At 68.1% G+C, this 16,203-nt stretch carries 16 protein-coding genes and 5 pseudogenes; 10 read left to right on the forward strand and 11 right to left on the reverse strand.

Annotated features, from left to right (window positions below):
- Nucleotides 1-27: 27 nt before the first annotated feature.
- A pseudogene (locus ACZ4N4_RS28725) lies at nucleotides 28-366 on the forward strand (transposase); the annotation flags it as partial.
- Between the two features lie 466 nt (nucleotides 367-832).
- On the opposite strand, the gene ACZ4N4_RS28730 reads toward ACZ4N4_RS28725, so the two are convergent.
- The 4 genes and pseudogenes from ACZ4N4_RS28730 to ACZ4N4_RS28745 all read right to left on the reverse strand — a co-directional run bounded on the left by ACZ4N4_RS28730 (nucleotide 833) and on the right by ACZ4N4_RS28745 (nucleotide 2,984).
- Nucleotides 833-988 (reverse strand): hypothetical protein, encoded by a 156-nt coding sequence (locus ACZ4N4_RS28730; RefSeq protein ID WP_467594003.1) that lies wholly within the window; start codon nucleotides 986-988, stop codon nucleotides 833-835.
- 28 nt (nucleotides 989-1,016) lie between these two features.
- A complete protein-coding gene (locus ACZ4N4_RS28735) occupies nucleotides 1,017-1,787 on the reverse strand; it encodes a transposase (RefSeq protein ID WP_467594006.1) in 771 nt (256 codons plus the stop codon).
- Between the two features lie 61 nt (nucleotides 1,788-1,848).
- Complete coding sequence (locus ACZ4N4_RS28740; protein ID WP_467594010.1) at nucleotides 1,849-2,274, reverse strand: SMI1/KNR4 family protein; 426 nt, start codon at nucleotides 2,272-2,274, stop codon at nucleotides 1,849-1,851.
- Between the two features lie 260 nt (nucleotides 2,275-2,534).
- Nucleotides 2,535-2,984, reverse strand: a pseudogene (locus ACZ4N4_RS28745) (hypothetical protein).
- A gap of 411 nt (nucleotides 2,985-3,395) precedes the next feature.
- Here ACZ4N4_RS28745 and ACZ4N4_RS28750 point away from each other — a divergent pair.
- Nucleotides 3,396-4,265, forward strand: a pseudogene (locus ACZ4N4_RS28750) (IS1380 family transposase); the annotation flags it as partial.
- Between the two features lie 170 nt (nucleotides 4,266-4,435).
- On the opposite strand, the gene ACZ4N4_RS28755 reads toward ACZ4N4_RS28750, so the two are convergent.
- The gene (locus ACZ4N4_RS28755; protein WP_467594013.1) at nucleotides 4,436-4,705 is read right to left on the reverse strand and encodes a hypothetical protein; all 270 of its coding nucleotides are present in this window, start codon (nucleotides 4,703-4,705) and stop codon (nucleotides 4,436-4,438) included.
- Between the two features lie 399 nt (nucleotides 4,706-5,104).
- Between ACZ4N4_RS28755 and ACZ4N4_RS28760 the strand changes: the two are divergent.
- From ACZ4N4_RS28760 to ACZ4N4_RS28775, 4 genes and pseudogenes are all read left to right on the forward strand, one after another.
- Nucleotides 5,105-5,513 (forward strand): annotated as a pseudogene (locus ACZ4N4_RS28760) (IS5/IS1182 family transposase); the annotation flags it as partial.
- A gap of 102 nt (nucleotides 5,514-5,615) precedes the next feature.
- Nucleotides 5,616-5,894, forward strand: coding sequence for a hypothetical protein (locus ACZ4N4_RS28765; protein ID WP_467594388.1), 279 nt, complete (start codon nucleotides 5,616-5,618; stop codon nucleotides 5,892-5,894).
- Complete coding sequence (locus ACZ4N4_RS28770) at nucleotides 5,792-6,235, forward strand: class I SAM-dependent methyltransferase (RefSeq protein WP_467594016.1); 444 nt, start codon at nucleotides 5,792-5,794, stop codon at nucleotides 6,233-6,235. Before ACZ4N4_RS28765 ends, ACZ4N4_RS28770 begins: the two co-directional genes overlap by 103 nt.
- Complete coding sequence (locus ACZ4N4_RS28775; RefSeq protein WP_467594017.1) at nucleotides 6,205-6,357, forward strand: hypothetical protein; 153 nt, start codon at nucleotides 6,205-6,207, stop codon at nucleotides 6,355-6,357. The genes ACZ4N4_RS28770 and ACZ4N4_RS28775 overlap by 31 nt, the downstream gene beginning before the upstream one ends.
- Nucleotides 6,358-6,484: 127 nt before the next feature.
- On the opposite strand, the gene ACZ4N4_RS28780 is transcribed toward ACZ4N4_RS28775, so the two are convergent.
- Complete coding sequence (locus ACZ4N4_RS28780; protein ID WP_467594020.1) at nucleotides 6,485-7,006, reverse strand: hypothetical protein; 522 nt, start codon at nucleotides 7,004-7,006, stop codon at nucleotides 6,485-6,487.
- Between the two features lie 331 nt (nucleotides 7,007-7,337).
- Here ACZ4N4_RS28780 and ACZ4N4_RS28785 point away from each other — a divergent pair, with 331 nt between their 5' ends.
- Entirely contained in the window at nucleotides 7,338-8,231 is an 894-nt protein-coding gene (locus ACZ4N4_RS28785; protein ID WP_467594024.1) for a LysR family transcriptional regulator, read from the forward strand.
- A 417-nt stretch (nucleotides 8,232-8,648) separates the two neighbouring features.
- Here the strand turns inward: ACZ4N4_RS28785 and ACZ4N4_RS28790 are convergent, their stop codons facing one another.
- Nucleotides 8,649-10,661 carry a CASTOR/POLLUX-related putative ion channel gene (locus ACZ4N4_RS28790; protein WP_467594027.1) on the reverse strand — a complete coding sequence of 671 codons (2,013 nt, stop codon included), beginning with the start codon at nucleotides 10,659-10,661 and terminating at the stop codon, nucleotides 8,649-8,651.
- A gap of 378 nt (nucleotides 10,662-11,039) precedes the next feature.
- Here ACZ4N4_RS28790 and ACZ4N4_RS28795 point away from each other — a divergent pair, with 378 nt between their 5' ends.
- Entirely contained in the window at nucleotides 11,040-11,366 is a 327-nt protein-coding gene (locus ACZ4N4_RS28795; protein WP_467594030.1) for a hypothetical protein, read from the forward strand.
- A gap of 230 nt (nucleotides 11,367-11,596) precedes the next feature.
- Here the strand turns inward: ACZ4N4_RS28795 and ACZ4N4_RS28800 are convergent, their stop codons facing one another.
- On the reverse strand, nucleotides 11,597-11,893 hold the full coding sequence (locus tag ACZ4N4_RS28800) for a hypothetical protein (protein ID WP_467594032.1): 297 nt from the start codon (nucleotides 11,891-11,893) through the stop codon (nucleotides 11,597-11,599).
- Between the two features lie 241 nt (nucleotides 11,894-12,134).
- Between ACZ4N4_RS28800 and ACZ4N4_RS28805 the strand changes: the two are divergent.
- Both ACZ4N4_RS28805 and ACZ4N4_RS28810 read left to right on the forward strand, forming a co-directional pair.
- A pseudogene (locus ACZ4N4_RS28805) lies at nucleotides 12,135-12,307 on the forward strand (transposase family protein); the annotation flags it as partial.
- 580 nt (nucleotides 12,308-12,887) lie between these two features.
- Nucleotides 12,888-13,370, forward strand: a complete 483-nt coding sequence (locus ACZ4N4_RS28810) for a hypothetical protein (RefSeq protein WP_467594035.1) — start codon at nucleotides 12,888-12,890, stop codon at nucleotides 13,368-13,370.
- A 273-nt stretch (nucleotides 13,371-13,643) separates the two neighbouring features.
- Here the strand turns inward: ACZ4N4_RS28810 and ACZ4N4_RS28815 are convergent, their stop codons facing one another.
- Genes ACZ4N4_RS28815 through ACZ4N4_RS28825 form a run of 3 tightly spaced genes read right to left on the reverse strand, consistent with a single transcriptional unit; the run spans nucleotide 13,644 to nucleotide 15,960 of the window.
- On the reverse strand, nucleotides 13,644-13,880 hold the full coding sequence (locus tag ACZ4N4_RS28815) for an STAS domain-containing protein (protein WP_467594038.1): 237 nt from the start codon (nucleotides 13,878-13,880) through the stop codon (nucleotides 13,644-13,646).
- Nucleotides 13,877-15,151, reverse strand: a complete 1,275-nt coding sequence (locus tag ACZ4N4_RS28820) for a PP2C family protein-serine/threonine phosphatase (protein ID WP_467594350.1) — start codon at nucleotides 15,149-15,151, stop codon at nucleotides 13,877-13,879. The genes ACZ4N4_RS28815 and ACZ4N4_RS28820 overlap by 4 nt, the downstream gene beginning before the upstream one ends.
- Nucleotides 15,151-15,960, reverse strand: a complete 810-nt coding sequence (locus ACZ4N4_RS28825) for an alpha/beta fold hydrolase (protein ID WP_467594040.1) — start codon at nucleotides 15,958-15,960, stop codon at nucleotides 15,151-15,153. Before ACZ4N4_RS28825 ends, ACZ4N4_RS28820 begins: the two co-directional genes overlap by 1 nt.
- Nucleotides 15,961-16,203 lie beyond the last annotated feature (243 nt).

Consider the following 16,203-nt stretch of genomic DNA (forward strand, 5'->3'; position numbering starts at 1 on the left):
CTCGCCAAGGGGGACCTTGTTGGACCGGAACTGCTGCCCCTACTCGACGCGATCCCACCGGTCCGCGGCCGGGTCGGCCGTCCCCGCCGCAAGCCGGACGCGCTGTTCGCCGACCGCGGCAACGACCACGACATCTACCGCGACCAGGTCCGGGCCCGCGGCATCGTGCCCGCGATTACCCGACGCGGCACTCCACACGGCACCGGGCTGGGTACCTACCGCTGGATCGTGGAAAGGAGTTTTGCCTGGCTGCACGGCTTCCGACGCCTGCGGATCCGATGGGAACGGCGAGCCGACATCCACGACGCGTTCCTGAAACTCGCCTGCTGCCTCATCGCCCACCGACAACTCAGGGCATCGCGCTGACGTTGGAGTGCAAGGCCGCTGGTCACATCATGGATGTCCGTGGAGCGTGCCATGATCCGGCCTCATGAGTGACCGTTCGCTTTCGCCCGCCTGGCTGGCCGTCTGGACAGACAGAGTGTCCGGGACCCTCACTGCAATGACAAACGAGTTCGGGCGTCGGCACGGCTATCCCCCCAGCACCAACGAGGTCTGGCTGGCCAACAGCGACGATCAAACAGCGGCTCGCGCGCTTGCCCGAGCCGGCTCCATCCCGGCTGACCTGGTCACCTTTTACGACAGCATCGGCGACGTCACCTGGGCAGACGTCGGAAACGCTACTTTCTCGACTCGGCAGGTGACGTCCTTCTACGGCTCCAGGCGCACGGCGCTGCTGGCGCGGCCCAGAAGGTGGCCATCGGCTCGAACGGCGGTGACCTCTCCTACTTCGTGGGCCCTGGTGTGGTCGGTTCATCGGACGAGGACAGCGTCACTGGACGTACCGGAGCTCGACAAGGTAGCCGACGACCTGCGGCAGTTCCTGGAACTGCTGGAGGGATCCTTGACGCGGTTCATTGCCGACGGCGAGCCGGGATCTCTCGAAAGGCTGTCCCGCAATGATCAGCTGACTCGACACGGTCGGCATCGGGGACGCCTGCCTGGGCGCGGCCGGTTTATCCGGCGAGCGCGAGGTTGTGCAGGCGGGCGATGCCAAGCATGGCGTGATGAACGCCGTCGCCCTTCAATCGGCAGTCGCGGAGGATCTTCCAGCCCTTCATGCGGGCGAAGGCGTGCTCGACGCGGGCACGGACCCTGCGGTGTGAGCGGTTGTGCTCCTCTTTCCAGGCCGGGAGTTCGGCCTGGCCGGGTTCACGGCGGTGCGGGATCACCAGGCCGGTGCCGCGGTAGCCGCCATCAGCGATCACAGTGGTGCTGCCAACGGCGGCCTTCGCTCCGGACGACTCCCACGCCTTGCAGTCGTTGCGGTTGCCAGGCAGGGGCCGTCCAACTGCGACGATCAGCCGTGTATCGGCATCGATGACGACTTGGTGGTTGGTGGAGTAGCGGTGGTTTTTCGAGTGCTCGGCCACCGCGTGGTCACGTGTGGGGACCAAGGTGCCGTCCACGATGGGCACGGTGTCCTTGCGGAACCGTCGGCGCGGACGCAGGGCGAGCAGCGGTGCGAGGCGGTTGATGATGCGATCGGCAGCAGACTTTGAGATCCCGAACAGCGGCGCGAGCCTGCGCAGCGTCAAGTTCGTCCGCCAATAGGCCGCGACCAGGAGGACACGGTCTTCCAGGGCCAGGCCCCACGGCCGGCCCCGGCGGACTGTGTCCGCTCCCTCGCGGCGCAGGGCGGTCACCAGCTTGCCGAAGCAGCGCGGGCTCAGCCCCGTGAACGGGCCTATCCAGGACGGCTGTGCCGCCGTGATCACACCAGTCACGCCAAGATCATGTCATCGTGACCTCCAGGGCTTGATGAGCCGAGGTGTCACATGTCTACAGTCACAGCTTGATCTGCCCCGTCAGCCACCATTCGAGGTACTTGGCCAGGCTCGGTGCCACCCAGGTGCGGCTGTCGTCCTCGTGGTTCCAGGCGAAGACGTCAGGCCGCTGCAGGCCGGGCAGGAGCGCGAACAGATCGCCGTTGCCGGCGTCCGCGAAGAAGAGCAGCGGATCGAATGGCATGTACAGCGTGGCGAGTTCGCTGTCCTCGCGAAGGGTCCGGTTCTCGGAGGCGATCCGCTCGGCCGACCAGATCAGCCCGGCCCCGTACTCGCCTTCGATGCCGTCGCTTTCGCGGAGCAGTGCGACCAGGTCAGTGGGCAGCGGATGCCCGAGGGACGAGGCGCAGCGGAGTAGCGCCGACTCCGACGCTGGGCACTGGAAGACCGCAGGCCCAGGAAGGCCCTCGACTAGCTCAATCCACACAGTTGCCCCGACCTCCACAAGACGCACCGGCAATCAAGTCCGCACGGGGCCCTATCGGCGCGAGCCGAGGGCAACCACCCGAACGGAGCGCGCCGAATCACCCGACGAAGAGTACGGCCCCACCCTCACCACCCTGAGGCTGCCCCGGATCAATGCGGGACAGCCTTTAGGCCAGCCCACGGGGTCCATTCTATTAGCCGCTGTTGAAACGTTGTTGCCCGGCCAGATCGCGCGACGCTAGAGATCTTTAACGGCTGAGGTTACGGCGGCTGGAAGTCGAGGCCGGTCTTGGCGATGAGGCCCTCGCCGAGAGGGGGGCGGTACTGCATCCGCTTCAGCCGCGTCTTCACCAAGGCGGTGAGCTGGTCGAGGCTGTGTTTCGTGAGGTGGGCCAGCGACCTCTTCAGGTGCGACACACGCCCCCGACGGGGTTGAACTCGGGAGCGTAAGGGGGCAGCTGGTAGACGGTCGCCATAACATTCCAGTCGGAGGCGGCAGGACCGGCGTCCAGCACCGCCTCCAGCACCCGGAGTTGTCCCGTGTCCAGCGCAGCGGGCCCCGCTGGGGCCCTGAGAGGCCAAAGCCTGCCGACCGCCCGAAGCCAACGCTCGCCGCCACCGGTTCGCCGGCATCCGGCTCACCGTGAACCGCCGGGCCACCTCCCGGTCACTGGCCCCGGCCGCGATCAGATCAGCCGCTTCGAACCGCACTTGCTCACGCCAAGCCCGCTACTCGGCCGTCAGCCCACCGCCATCGGGATGCCTCACCTTCCCGCCAACGCGAGGACATGTCCCTACCGCACGACGGCAGCCGCACCGCGCAGCACCGGGCGGACCCCCTCAACGAAGAGTCCGGGACCGTCGTCGACATCATCACCGCACAGATAGGGGGCCCTTAACCTCGGGCTTTCATGGCGATTTTTCGATCAGTCTCGTGGCCGGTTGCTTCCACCGGCCGTGATCTGGGCTGTTGCATCTCGGCTCAGTCTTCATCTTGGTTCCGGTGCCTTCACCTGCTGAGTGACGCATCCATCCGATGTGGAACCGCTGGCAGGCTGTGCCTATGGACATGGAGGTGCTCAGCGCGGATGACTACGAGTCGGTGCATCGGGCAAGCCGAGGCACCATCCGCTGGTCGCGTTCGTCGAGCACGGCCCGGCCGGATCGGGGGAACCGGTCGCGGCCCTGTTGCGGCCGGGCCACGCCGACAGCAACACCGCCGCCGACCACATCACGACCACGAAACTGGCCCTGGCCCAGCTACCGAAGCAGCACCGGCGGGGCAGTTCGACACTGATTCGCACCGACTCGGCCGGAGGCACCCACGAGTTCCTGGACTGGCTCACCGCACTTGGCCGGTGGCTGTCCTACTCGGTCGGGATGACGATCACCGACGCCGTCCACCACGCCGTGCTGCAGATCCCGGCCTCGGCCTGGACGGCGGCGGTCGAACCCGGTGGGCAGGTCCGCGACGGCGCTTGGGTCGCCGAACTGGCCGGGGACGTCCTGAAGGGCTGGCCTGCGGGGATGCGCTTGATCGTGCGGAAGGAACGGCCGCATCCGGGTGCGCAGTTGCGCTTCACCGACGCCGACGGAATGCGGCTGACCTGCCTGGCCACCAACACCACCAGGACTCCGATCGCCGCCCTGGAACTGCGGCACCGCCAACGAGCCCGTGCGGAGGACCGCATCCGTCATGCGCGCGATACCGGTCTGCGCAACCTCCCCCTGCACCACACGGCGAGCAACCAGCTCTGGCTGGAGATCATCCAGCTCGCCCTGGACCTGCTGGCCTGGATGCCGATGCTCGCCCTGACCGGTCAAGCCCGTCGCTGGGAACCCAAAAAGCTCCGCCTGCGACTGTTCTCCGCCGCCGCCCGCCTGGTCGCCACCGGCCGCCGACGCATCCTCCGCCTCACCCGCCACTGGCCATGGACCCACGTGATCACCAGCGCCTTCACCCGGCTGCAAGCCCTGCCGAACCCCGGCTGACCAGCCGAACCCCCCATCCCGACGAGCACCCGAACGCTTCCGGAACCGTGGAACCCGGCGCCCACCTGACACGACAGTCGGGCCCTCGGCCTGCCCACCACCACCCAGACAAGCCGAAACGGCCCACCGGGCAAATCGACGAGCCATCACGAAAGATCGAGGTTAACGGACTAATCAATCACACCACTGCGCAACCCAAAGCGACTTAGACATATCTTATTCCTGTTGTCAATCTCGCGCCTGAGCCGTTGAAGCTCGAGGACGGATTCAGCCATTTTACGCAAGGATTCCTCTCGCTGCAACGGAATCACCAATTCGGCTGCATCGAAATCCGCCGACCGATCATCCACCTCATCAATTAACAATTTGACTTCATCGAATCCAATCCCTTCGAGCTGTGAAATTGCAGACGAGGTTGCCGCATGGAATGTGTCACTCACTCCCTCACCTGACGGTGACGGCGCATATGCAGGGTTCGCGTTGGCCACCATGTAGCGCTTACGAGCTTGGTGATAGGCACCCCGAACGGCCGCACTTATAGAACCGCACGCACCCCTGACGGAATTGAATGAATCACGGTTCGCATCCCTGATTGCTCGACTGTCATTTGTCCGATCGAGCTCGCGAGCATGCTTCGCTTGCATGCGATTCACCCAAAGCCCCAGAAGGGCCGTAAGGACGGCACCGATCATCCCCCACAGTGAAGCATCCACAGCAAAAGATGTACCAGTTGACCGCCACACGTGTACACCGTTCGAACTTCTGCAGAATCACACGTAACACACAAATGGAAGATAAAGGGCGGCATACATAGTGACCGACCTCCTCGACGGGCGTCGGGGGTTCGTCAAGGGCACACGCGAGGACGACCCCCAGTGGTTTACCGCCATGACCGGGCCGGCTCGAAGCATCACTTGATCACCGACGGGCACGGCACACCACCCGAAGTCCTGCGGGGCGGCGGCAACCGCGACGACATCTCCCGGCTCGTACCGCTCCAGTCCGCATCCACGGCATCGTGCCGGCCGCTGCCCGCCGTGGCACCCGGCACGGCGCTGGGCCGGGTGCTTGCCGGTGGGTGGTCGAGCGCACTTGCGCCTGGCTGCATGGCTTCCGGCGTCTTCGCATCCGTGGGAACGGCGGTCCGACATCCGCGAGGCTTCCTCAAACTCGCCTACCGCCTCCTCAATCACCCACCGACAGATTCGCTCGCTGTGCGGCAGTCCAGAGGAAGCAGCGGATGCGTGACGCTTCATGCGGACCCCTCGCAACTCCCCATGTCCGTAGGGCAATCGATGGCCCTGCGCGGAGCGGGCACCGGCATGGTGGCTTCTTCGCATACTGAGAGGCATGGCCCTCTATGACACGCTCGGCGCGATGTACGGCCGGACCCGGCGGCCAGATCCGCGGATCGCCGCGCAGATTCACGCCGCGCTCGGCGACGCCGCGGATGTGATCAACGTAGGAGCGGGCACCGGTTCCTACGAGCCGCCACAGACGGCACTCGCCGTCGAGCCAGCCAGATCATGCTGGCCCGGCGCCCACGCCGGTCCGCGCCCGCCGTGTGTGCCACCGCCGAACAACTTCCGCTGTGTGACAACGCCGCCGACGCCGTCATGGCACTGCTGACCGTCCATCACTGGAGCGACCTTGCGGCCGGCATCGCCGAACTCCGACGGGTCGCGCGCCGCCGCGTCGTCATCCTGACCTGGGACCAGCACATATTCCGCGAGCAGTTCTGGCTCGTGCGCGAGTACCTCCCACAGGCCGCCCCTTCGACGACAGCCGCGCCGTCCCGATCGACCGGCTGGTCACTCTTCTCGGCGGGGCACTTCAGGAGCCCGTCCATGTCCCGCACGACTGCACGGACGGGTTCGGCGCCGCATACTGGCGCCGCCCCCACGCCTACCTCGACCCACACGTGCGTGCCGGAATCTCCATGCTCGCCCAGACCGGAGAGGACGTCCTGACTCTCGGCCTGGCAACGCTCGCCGATGACCTCGCGACCGGCCGCCGGCACCGCCGCCACGCCGACCTGGTCGCACTCGACACCATCGACGTCGGCTATCGACTACTGGTGTCAGACACCTGACCTGCGCCAGGACGCCGGAAACGCAACACCGGCAGGCCACCTCATTATTGTGTTGGCGGCGCTTGGTGAGACAGGGTCCTCACGTGGACACACCCGAGCTCGGTCGGCTGACGAATGCGGTCGTGAGTCAACGGGGCGACGACGACGGCCATTGACCGCGGGACAGGTCGTGATCGAGCAGCCGATCGCTGACATCGCCGTCGTAGAACAGGTCCGGGCCGAACTCGTCACCGAAATGCTTCGCCAGCAAGGACGAGAACAGCAGGGCGGCTGACTGCGGCCGGTGGTTCATGACGAGCTGACTGGTCTCGCCCGCCTCGTTGAAGTACACGACGACGAAGTTGTAGATCTCGATTCCGCCCGGGCGGTAGATCTCGCTTCCACGGATGGTGGAGCGGTAGTCCTCCAGGAAGAGCTCGCCACGCTTGCCGAAGAAGCGGAAGTCCTGGAAGGCGTAGTTGCTTCGCGCGAAGCCCAGCAGCTTCCCTACCTTTTCCTTGCCGAGAACTTCACCGTTGGCGAAGTTGCCCTGGAGGATGACGTCGTCGGCAAGGTTGTCGAGCCACTCCGGGTAGTAGTCCAGGTGGGGCGCCTGGTTGTGGGGTGCCTGGTTCTTCGACCCACCAGTGGGATTTTTCGATGTAGTCATAGCAGTTGTCTCCTCGTTCGTAGGTTGATTCGGGCTTCATCCGAGTTCGGGACGTCGAGGAAGAACCCGCTATTTCCTGATTGCGGGATGTGTTTCCCCGACGGTCGACACAGCACTTCGCGCTCTTTACCAGTGAAGTATTCGCCCAGCTTCCTGGGGAAGGAAAGCATCACATTGCCGGGAAGGCTTGATGAGTCATTTCATTTCCTGCTTGGAACGGTTCCTCCGATAAACAGAATCGTTGACCGCAACGGTCGCTGTCCAACGAAAGTCGGTGACTGAACCGATCTCGCCGAGAGATAAATCAGGGGCCCTGGAGGACACTGGGAGGGTGGAACTGCGCCAACTCGAACACTTCGTCACCGTCGCCGAGGAAGCGAACTTCACCCGTGCCGCCGCCCGGCTGCACGTCGTCCAGTCCGCGGTCTCCGCCACGATCAAGAATCTCGAGCGGGAACTGGGCACGCCGCTGCTGGAACGGACCACCAAGCACGTCCGGCTCACTGATGCCGGTGCTGCCCTGCTCCCGCGCGCCCTTGCCGCACTCGACGCCGCCCGGGAAGCCGTCGACGCGGTGGCCGAGGTCCGCGGAGGGCTGCGCGGCACCCTGCGGCTGGGCACGATGACCACGGTCGGGTTGATCGACTTTCCCTCGCTCCTCGGTGAGTTCCATCGGCGTCACCCCGGCGTGCTCCTGCAGACCAGCGCCGCCGCCTCCGGCTCCCAGGGCCTGGTCGACGCCCTCCTCGAACGGCGGCTCGACCTCGCGTTCGTCTCCCTGCCCGGACCGCCTCCGACAGGCGTCACGCTGACCGACCTCACCACCTCGGTGCTCGACCTTGTCGTGCCGGCCGACCATCCGCTCGCGAATCGACGCACCGTGCCGATCACCGAACTGGCCGGCCTGGACTTCGTCGATTTCCCCGTGAGTTACGGCATCCGGACCGTCGCCGATCAGGCCTTCGCCGCCGCCTCCGTGACCCGTCGCGTCGCCCTCGAGATCACCGACCTCCCCACCGGCGTTGCCTACGTCCGCAACGGTCTGGGCGTGGCTCTCCTGCCACGGCCCGCCCTCGCCAAGGCCGAGGACGTCGCCACGTTGACCGTCAGCGACGTCAACCTGGACTGGCCGTTCTCCCTGGCCGCTCCCTCCGAACGCACGCCCAGCGCCGCAGCACGCGCTCTGATCGCGATAGCCCACGAATTCCTCATCTGGCGGGGCTGACCATTGCCGGCCTGGCCATGCAGAGCTGCGACACCTCGGGGCGCCTGTCGCGAGAGGCTACGCCCCTCCGTCAGGCGGCCGCGGCTGTGGTGCGACCCCGTTCGCGCGGCCGTCGACGACGCCGGCACCGCCCAGATCACGAAATCCCGCCACCGTTCGCGCAGTTCGGACGGGCGGCGCCCCGGCACCCCCGAGGTCCTGTTCGGCTGCAACCGGGAGTCCTGGAGGGGGTGGCTGGGCTGGGAGAACCAGGCCCTCCGTTCCTGCTGCCAGCACGCGGGCCGCTGCGAGGAGATCGAACGCCGTACAGGCGATCCCCGCTTCACCGCTCCCGGGACACCCTCGTCTTCCCCCGTCCCGAGGAGGCCATGGCCTGGTTCGCCCACCTCTGGCGTCCCGTCGCACGCGGTCCTCTGCTCAGCGCAGGCCCGCCTCCCCGCCCGGTCCGCCGGGCTCTGACCGCTGCGGTCTCGGACCGGGCAGGACCCGCCGCTCGGGGTCGGCACCACCGGGGCAGCCCGGCCCCGCCGTCAGCACCAGCACCTCGTCCTCGGCATGCCACACACGTCGTTCGGACTTGCCCGGAGACAGCCGCACGGCTCCGTACCGGCGTGCCGCCCGCGGAATGCGCGCGTGATAGCCGATCGCGCACTCACCGCGTTCCAGCGCCGCCCCGACCACCGTGGCGAACGCGGCCTCGCAACCCGGCAGTACGTAGTGGTCGGCCGTGCGCAGGGCGAGCGCTCCGCCGCGCACCGTGAAGATCTCCTCGAACACGGGGGCGAGTTCGGGGGCGTGCGCGATCTGGGCCATGACCAGGGCGGTGAGTTCCCCTCGGACGACGACGTCGGATGCGTGGCCGAGCGGGGCGACCGTGCCACTGCGGCGGTCGCGCATCTCCGCCACCACCGGCAGCACCCGGCCCGTCCGTTCCTCCCACGCCCGCAGGGTCAGGAGCGCCAGCAGGGTCGGGGCGTCGGAGCCCTCGGGAGCGGTTCCGTGGTCCGTGCCGAGGGCGATCACGCTGTCGTAGGCGGACAGTTCGAGGCCGTGCAGGGCCTCGGGGGCGGCCAGGTCGCAGGTGTGGTGGGTGACGGCGAGCGCCGGGGCGGCGGTTTCGGGGCCGGGGGTTCCCTGTCGCGCGAGGGTGAGTTCGAGGTCGGTACCGGGGTCTGTGACGACGTCGAGCGACGAGCCCGGACGGACGGTTCGGCACAGGGCGTCCACGATCATCGGTGCGCGGCGGTTCCAGCCCAACAGCAGGAGCCGGGAAGGCGGTTCGGGCACGGGCCCGGACGGTGCGACGGCTGTCGTGTCGACCAGTGCCCAGCGGTCCAGGAGCGGGGCGGGCCGGTCGTCGTGGGCGACGGTGACGAGCCGGTCACCCGGTTCCAAAACCGTTCGGGGCGCCGGGGTCAGCAAAGGTCGGCCGTCCCGCCGTAGCAGCCCGACGGCGCAGGACGTGTCGAGGCGGAGGGCGACCTCCTCGAAGGACAGCCCGACCGCCTCCGATACATCGGTCACATGGAACTCCGCCCCGGAGAAGTCGAGGAGGTCACGCAGGACCGACGGCATCCCCGGGCGCCGCGCGGACTGGACGAGCAGCCGTGCGGCGGTCCGGTCGGTTTCGAGGACCGTGCCACGCGGCCCGGCGGCCAGCCGTGCGGCGGGCAGATAGCGGCCGTCGTGCACCGCCGCCACCACCCGCGGCCCGGACCCGTCGGCCAGCAGGGTGCGCAGCGCCAACAGGGTCCGTACGGTCGTCAGATCGCCGTCGGCGTCCTCGGCGGGCAGCACCACCACCGCCCTGGCTGCGACCGGTGTGACCAGTGCCAGGTCATCGGGGTCGGTGAGAGTGCCGCTGCGGCAGACGAGCCGGACGCCCTCCGTGACGCCCAGGGCGGCCGTGAGCGCCGTCTCCGTCTGGGCCGGGTCCCGGTCGGCGAGCACGGTGATCACATGGCGGCGGCCGCCGGCCCGTCCGGCGATCAGTTCGCGGATGACGGTGACGATCTGGTCGTTCCAGCCGATGACCACGTCGTGGTCGCGCTCCAACACCCGGGAGCGGCCGCGCCGCAGCTCGGTGAGCTGTTCGCCGAGGCCCGTGGTGACGACTCCGACGACGGTCGACACGCACAGCAGGGCGACCAGGCCGAGCAGGCCGGACAGCAGCATCCGCGCCGGCGCGCCCGTCACCGCGCCGAGCCGCAGGGTCTCCGCGCTGGTGCGCCACACCTGGGCGAGGCGGCCGGAGAAGGAGTGCGGCGCGTCGGGGTCGGTCCACACCAGCAGAGTGCTGACGGGGACGACGACGGCCAGGCAGCTGACGGCGAGCCAGCCGAGCAGGGTCCCCGTACTGCGAGCGAGTGTCCTGTCGAACAGGTAACGCGCCCGGTGCCGTAACGGAGTCCGCTCCTGCCCTCGGTTCACATCAGCCTCCTGATCTCCGCGCACGCCTCCGGGAGTCGAAGCGTGCCGGGCCAAGACAGCGCGACACGCCGTCCGACCGGGACTTTCACACTTTCGGGCAGCGTCGGGCGACTCAAACGCGGGCGGGGCGGCCGGGTTTCCCGATCGTGCCGGGCAGGGTGTCCGCGCCGGCTCAGTGCGGGAGTGTGCCCGGCGCGGCCAGGGATGTGCCGGCATTCCGCGGGTCTGCGCGGCGAGCAGCAGCCGGCCGCTCGTCCCTGCGGTCAGCAGGCCCCGCGGTCATGACGGCGAGGTCGACACCGGGCCCCGAGGCTGCCGTCCGGGGCCCGAGCTTTCGCCACTGACACCGACCACTACGACTTCCGCAGCAGGCGATGCGTGAAGGATCTGAAGCTTCGGGCCGTCCGGGGTGTCGGCGGTGAGGAGATGGTGGTCGAGTTCCGGCACAACTGCTTGAACATGACCGAGACTTGGTCGTACACGACGCAGGGGTATCCAGCTTTATCGTCGATCCCTCCGACGAGGCTCGAGGAACGGACCTCGGGACTCCTCGACAAGATCCTGCCGCACAGGGACGGCTACAACCATGAGATCGCCTGCTGGCACGGCACACTCAACACTGTCCTCCGTAACCTCCAGGCGACCTGGACCGCGAGCGTCTGCTCAAAACAAGTCGTCGGCGCGAAGGTTCGTGGGGGTAGTTGAACGGCTGGTGCCGGACGAGCTGTTGGAGCAGTTCCAGCGGATCGCGCCGGAGGCGCAGTCGCGGCCTCAAGGCGGTGGTCGGCGTCGGCATGGCCATCGGGAGGCTCTGGCAGCGCGCGTGTTCGTGGCCGTGTCGGGCTGTACCTGGCAGTAGCTATCGACAGAGTCCTTCGGGCTGTCCAGAGCAACGGCCCATCGGCGGTTCAGCGAGGAACCCGGAGACAGGTCGGTCAGCCGTTGCCCCTGTGGCGGCGTTCGCGCATCAGGAAGATGAGGAAGCCGGCGACGAACAGAAGTGCTCCGACGACCAGGAACGGCACCGGCGCGTACTCGTCGGTGCACGTGCTCCCACCGGCCGTCGCGTGACACACGTTCCCGGGGCCTCCCCTGTTCAGGTAGGCGAGATAGAAGGCCGGCAGGGCCAGGCCCGCGACACCTCCGACGATGGCGGCCCTGGGCCCCTTCCGGAGGAGGAACAGCGCGGCCACGGCGGCCAGGGCGACCAGGGCGATGCCCACCGTCAGCAAGGCCGCCAGACCGAGGGCCAGACACCCCCCGACCGCGAGCCATGCCAGGAACCAACCCCACTCAGTCGCACGACTCTGGTCAACCTCGTCTGCGACAACACCCTCACCTTGCACGGCGCCCCCTGTTTCGAGGTGAGACTACGACGAACGGTCAGGCGAAGAGCAATTCACTTTAGCGCCGCGGTGTGATCGCGGCACAGAGCGGGACGGCGGAGGGACGACCCGGCAACGAGCCGCCTGCGAGGGTGATCGACGCTGGAGCTCCCGCCGCACCGGCGTGCCCTGCCCGGTTCGCTGTACCTGCGCCGGTACGACACGCTCGCGCAGCTCGCTGCCGGGTTCGGCATCTCCGTCGGCACCGCCCACGCCCACACGACGGCCGTCGTCGCACGCTCCGTGAGCGGCCTTCACCGAGACTGATGGCTCGTCCGTAGCTGTTCCGGCAAACCTGGAGACGCTCCTGAGGCCGCCGACGGATCCTTGCCGGGCTTCTGCGATCGGCGACCGGGGAAGCTTTGACGGGGTGACGGCGACCTTCACCAGCTCGTCATCGACGCGCCGCTTGAGCGGGGTGTCGTAGCCCTCCAGCGTGAACAGCCAAGCGTCCCCACTGTCCCCCGTGGACAGTGCAGTTACTGGCCTCGATCGTGTGGTTGAGAGTGATGCCGTTGGAGCATCTGACCGTCACGTCCGTTGCGAGCGCCTTGCCCATCAAGTCCTGGCTGGAGGTGCCGAATCGCGGGACCCGTACGGCGTGGCGTCACTGTTGGTGTACTCCACCACCCCGTAGTCAGACCTGCCGGCGTTGTCCCCGTTGCACCAAGCGACGGGCCGCCCGAGAGGGGCGTCCCCAAATCCGCCCACGCGCCCCCGCACGGTCGGCGTCCGATCCAAGAGCGGGGCGACGAGGCCTACTTGTCCCACCGCCGATTCCCGCTAGCGTTGGGGCGCCAGGTCAGCAGCTCACGCCTCTCCCCCACCTCAGGAGGCCTCCGTGCCCACCCGTCCTCGCCTGCTCGTCATCCCCGCTCTGCTCACGGCGGCCGCCCTCGCCGTGGCGGCTCCGGCCGCCCAGGCCAGCGGCACCAAGATGACCCAGTCGGCCGCGGCCGCGAAACTCTCCGCCGCGGGCATCACCTGGAGCTCCAGCGGCAACTGCACCACTCGCTCCAACTCGACGTGCACTTCGTTCGACCAGATCAACTCCGGCACGGTCGACGCCATGATCACGCTGAAGCGGGCCAGCGGCTGTGCCATCAACATCACCGGCGGCACGGAGGTCGGCCACGCCTCCGGCACCTACAGCCACTACAACGGCTACAAGGTCGATCTGGCGCACAACTCCTGTCTCGACGGCTACGTGCACAACAGCTTCACCTACATCGGCTACCGCGGTGACGGCTACCCCCAGTGGCAGGCCGCCTCCGGCAACCTCTACTGCGACGAGGGCAACCACTGGGACGTCACGGTCTACTGAGTCCCGCGGCGGGGCTCACGCGTAAAACGGTGTGGAGCCGGCGGGTCGCCGTCGATGGTGCCCAGGAAGTGGTCGGCGTCCTCCGGCTCGGCCAGCCGGCCCAACTCCGCCCAGGAACCCGTCGTGGAAGCCGAGCCGGACAGCGTGAGGTTCGGCTCGTAGCCGCCTTCCTTCGACTGCCGGACCACCCCCGATCCCGCCGCTCCTCGCAGCGGTACTCGTCGGTGGTGTCGTGGCGCCTAACGTCCAAGGCCAGGCACAGCCCACTACCCGTCACCCCTGACGTCGAGAGTTGCCGCTCAGTCGAGAAGGGATCAGCGCGGTGATGCCGCTGGAGTCGCAGAACGTGATGCCCGAGAGGTCGAGGACGAGTTGCCGGCCCGGCCGCAGATCGAGTCCGGGCAAGGCGGCACGGACTTCGGGTGCGGTGTGGTGGTCGAGGTCTCCGGCGAGTTCGATCACCGCGCCGGTGGTGGTGGCGCGGGTGTGGAGGGTCAGATGAGGAGTCACTGCTGCTCCTCACTGGTGGGTCGGGGCACGTGGACGGCCAGGACGGCGACGTCATCGTCGATGCCGGAGCCGAAGGTGTCGAGCAGGTCGCGGACCGCGCAGATCGTGTCCGACGCGGTGGTAGGGGCCAGGGCACGGCCGAAGCCAAGCAGGGCGTCGTCGCCGTAGCGGTCCTCGGCGCCGGTGGGGGTGTGTGCTTCGGTCAGGCCGTCGGTGTGCAGCAGCAAGGTGTCGCCGGGCGCGAGGTGGAGGGTGGTGGTGGCGATGTGGGCGTCCAGCAGGACGCCGATGAGCTGCCCGCCAGGGGTGTGCAGGAAGTCGGCACTGCCGTCCGCGCGCATCAGCAGGGCCGGGGGGTGTCCGCCGCTGGCCAGGGTGACACGAAACCCGCCCCGGTCGTGATCCGGGGTGAGCAGGCCGAAGACGACGGTGCAGAACCGGGGGTCGTCGCCGTTGTACTCGTGGCTCAGCACCGTGTTGAGGTTGGCCAGGACGGCGGCCGGGTCGGGGTCGTAGACGGCGGCAGCGCGCAGGGTATACCGGGCCAGGGAGGTGACGGCCGCCGCAGCGGCGCCCTTGCCGCACACGTCGCCCAGGAACAGCCCCCAGGTACCGGTGGCCAGGGGGAACAGGTCGTAGAAGTCGCCGCCGACCTCGTCGGCAGAGGCGATGTGGTAGTAGGCGGACACGTCGAGGCCGGGTACGTTCGCCAGCGCCGGCGGCAGCAGGGTCTTCTGCAGCGTGGTGTTCAGTAGCTTGAGGCGGTCGCGTTCCTGGTCGGCCTCGTTGCGGGCGCGCAGCAGTTCGGTCTCGTACGCGCGGCGCTCGCGGGCGTCGAAGACGGTGGTGCGGATCAGGAGCGGCTGCCCGTCGCTGCCCGTTTTCACCATCGAGGTGACCATGACCGGCAGGCGTGAGCCGTCGGCGGCCTTCAGTTCCAGGGCGATGCCGCTGATCTCGCCCTGCATCTGCAGCAGAGGGGCGAAGTGGGTCTCGTGGTAGAGCCGGCCGCCGACGGTCAGCAGGTCGGAGAAATGCCTGGCGCCCACCAGGTCGTCGCGCTCGTAGCCGAGCCAGTCCAGCAGGGTGGCGTTGACCTTGGCGATCCGTCCGTCCAACAGGGTGGAGAGATAGCCGCACGGCGCGTGCTCGTAGAGGTCTTCGGCGCTGTCCTCCAGCAGGGAGGAGAACTGCGCCTGCTGGTCCGCCGGTTCCCGGTCCTGGCGCGGTCTTCCGCATTCCTCTTGGTCTTGGTCGCCGTTCTTGCTCATCATCCGACGGCTCCCGCGAACGCGGCGATCGCCGCGGCGGTCTCTTCGGGCGCGGCGAGCTGAGGGCAGTGTCCCGTCGCGTTCAGCGTGACCAGCTTGCTTCCCCGTATCCGCGCGTGCAGGAACGCGCCGACCTCCGGCGGGGCGATCGCATCATGGGAACTCTGTGCGATCAGCGTGGGCACCCGCACCGATGGGAGATCGGCGCGGTTGTCGGAAAGGAACGTCACCCGCGCGAAGACCCGGGCGATGGCGGGCTCGGTACGGCAGAAACTGTTGGTCAGCTCCTCCCCCAGCTCCGGCCGCTCCGGGTTGCCCATGATCACCGGGGCCATGGCGCCCGACCATCCCAGGTAGTTCGCGTCGAGGGACTCCAGCAACTCGTCGATGTCCTCGGCGCTGAACCCGCCCCGGTACCCGGTGTCCGGGTCGTCGATGAAACAGGGCGAGGGGGCGAGCAGTACCAGTCCGGCGAACGCCTCGGGCTCCCTCCCGGCAGCCAGCACGCCCATCATCGCGCTCACCGAGTGCCCCACGAACGTGACGGGGCCCAGCGCCAGCTCCCGGCACAGTTCCAGCACGTCATCGGCGTACCCGTCCATCGACGCATGGCGTTCCCGGCTCCACGCCGACAGCTGGGAGTTCCCCGAGCCCACATGATCGAAGAGGACCACGGTGAAGTCGCGCTCCAGCGCGGGCACCACCAGACGCCACATGTTCTGGTCGCACCCGAAACCGTGCGCCAGCATCACCACCGGCCCACCGGCCCGCCCGGTCACCGTCACATGGTTCCTGCTCCGCACGTCCATACGGCCCATGCTCCCAGACCCCACTCCGGCCCTCCGCGCGATCATGCGTCTCGCACGGCGCCCGCGAACGCCTCGGTGCCGGTCTTGAGCCTGGCGATCTCCTCCGCGTCAGCGGCCCGGCGCTCCTTGAACCGACCGGGCTGTTTCCGCGGGCGCTGTCTGCTGTCCGGGTGCCGCTCCCGGCGCGGCCCTCGTTCTCCAGGTCGGTGTGCTCCCGGCCGTCTGGACGGCGACACCCTCGAA

Source organism: Streptomyces sp. NPDC026538, assembly GCF_055567535.1.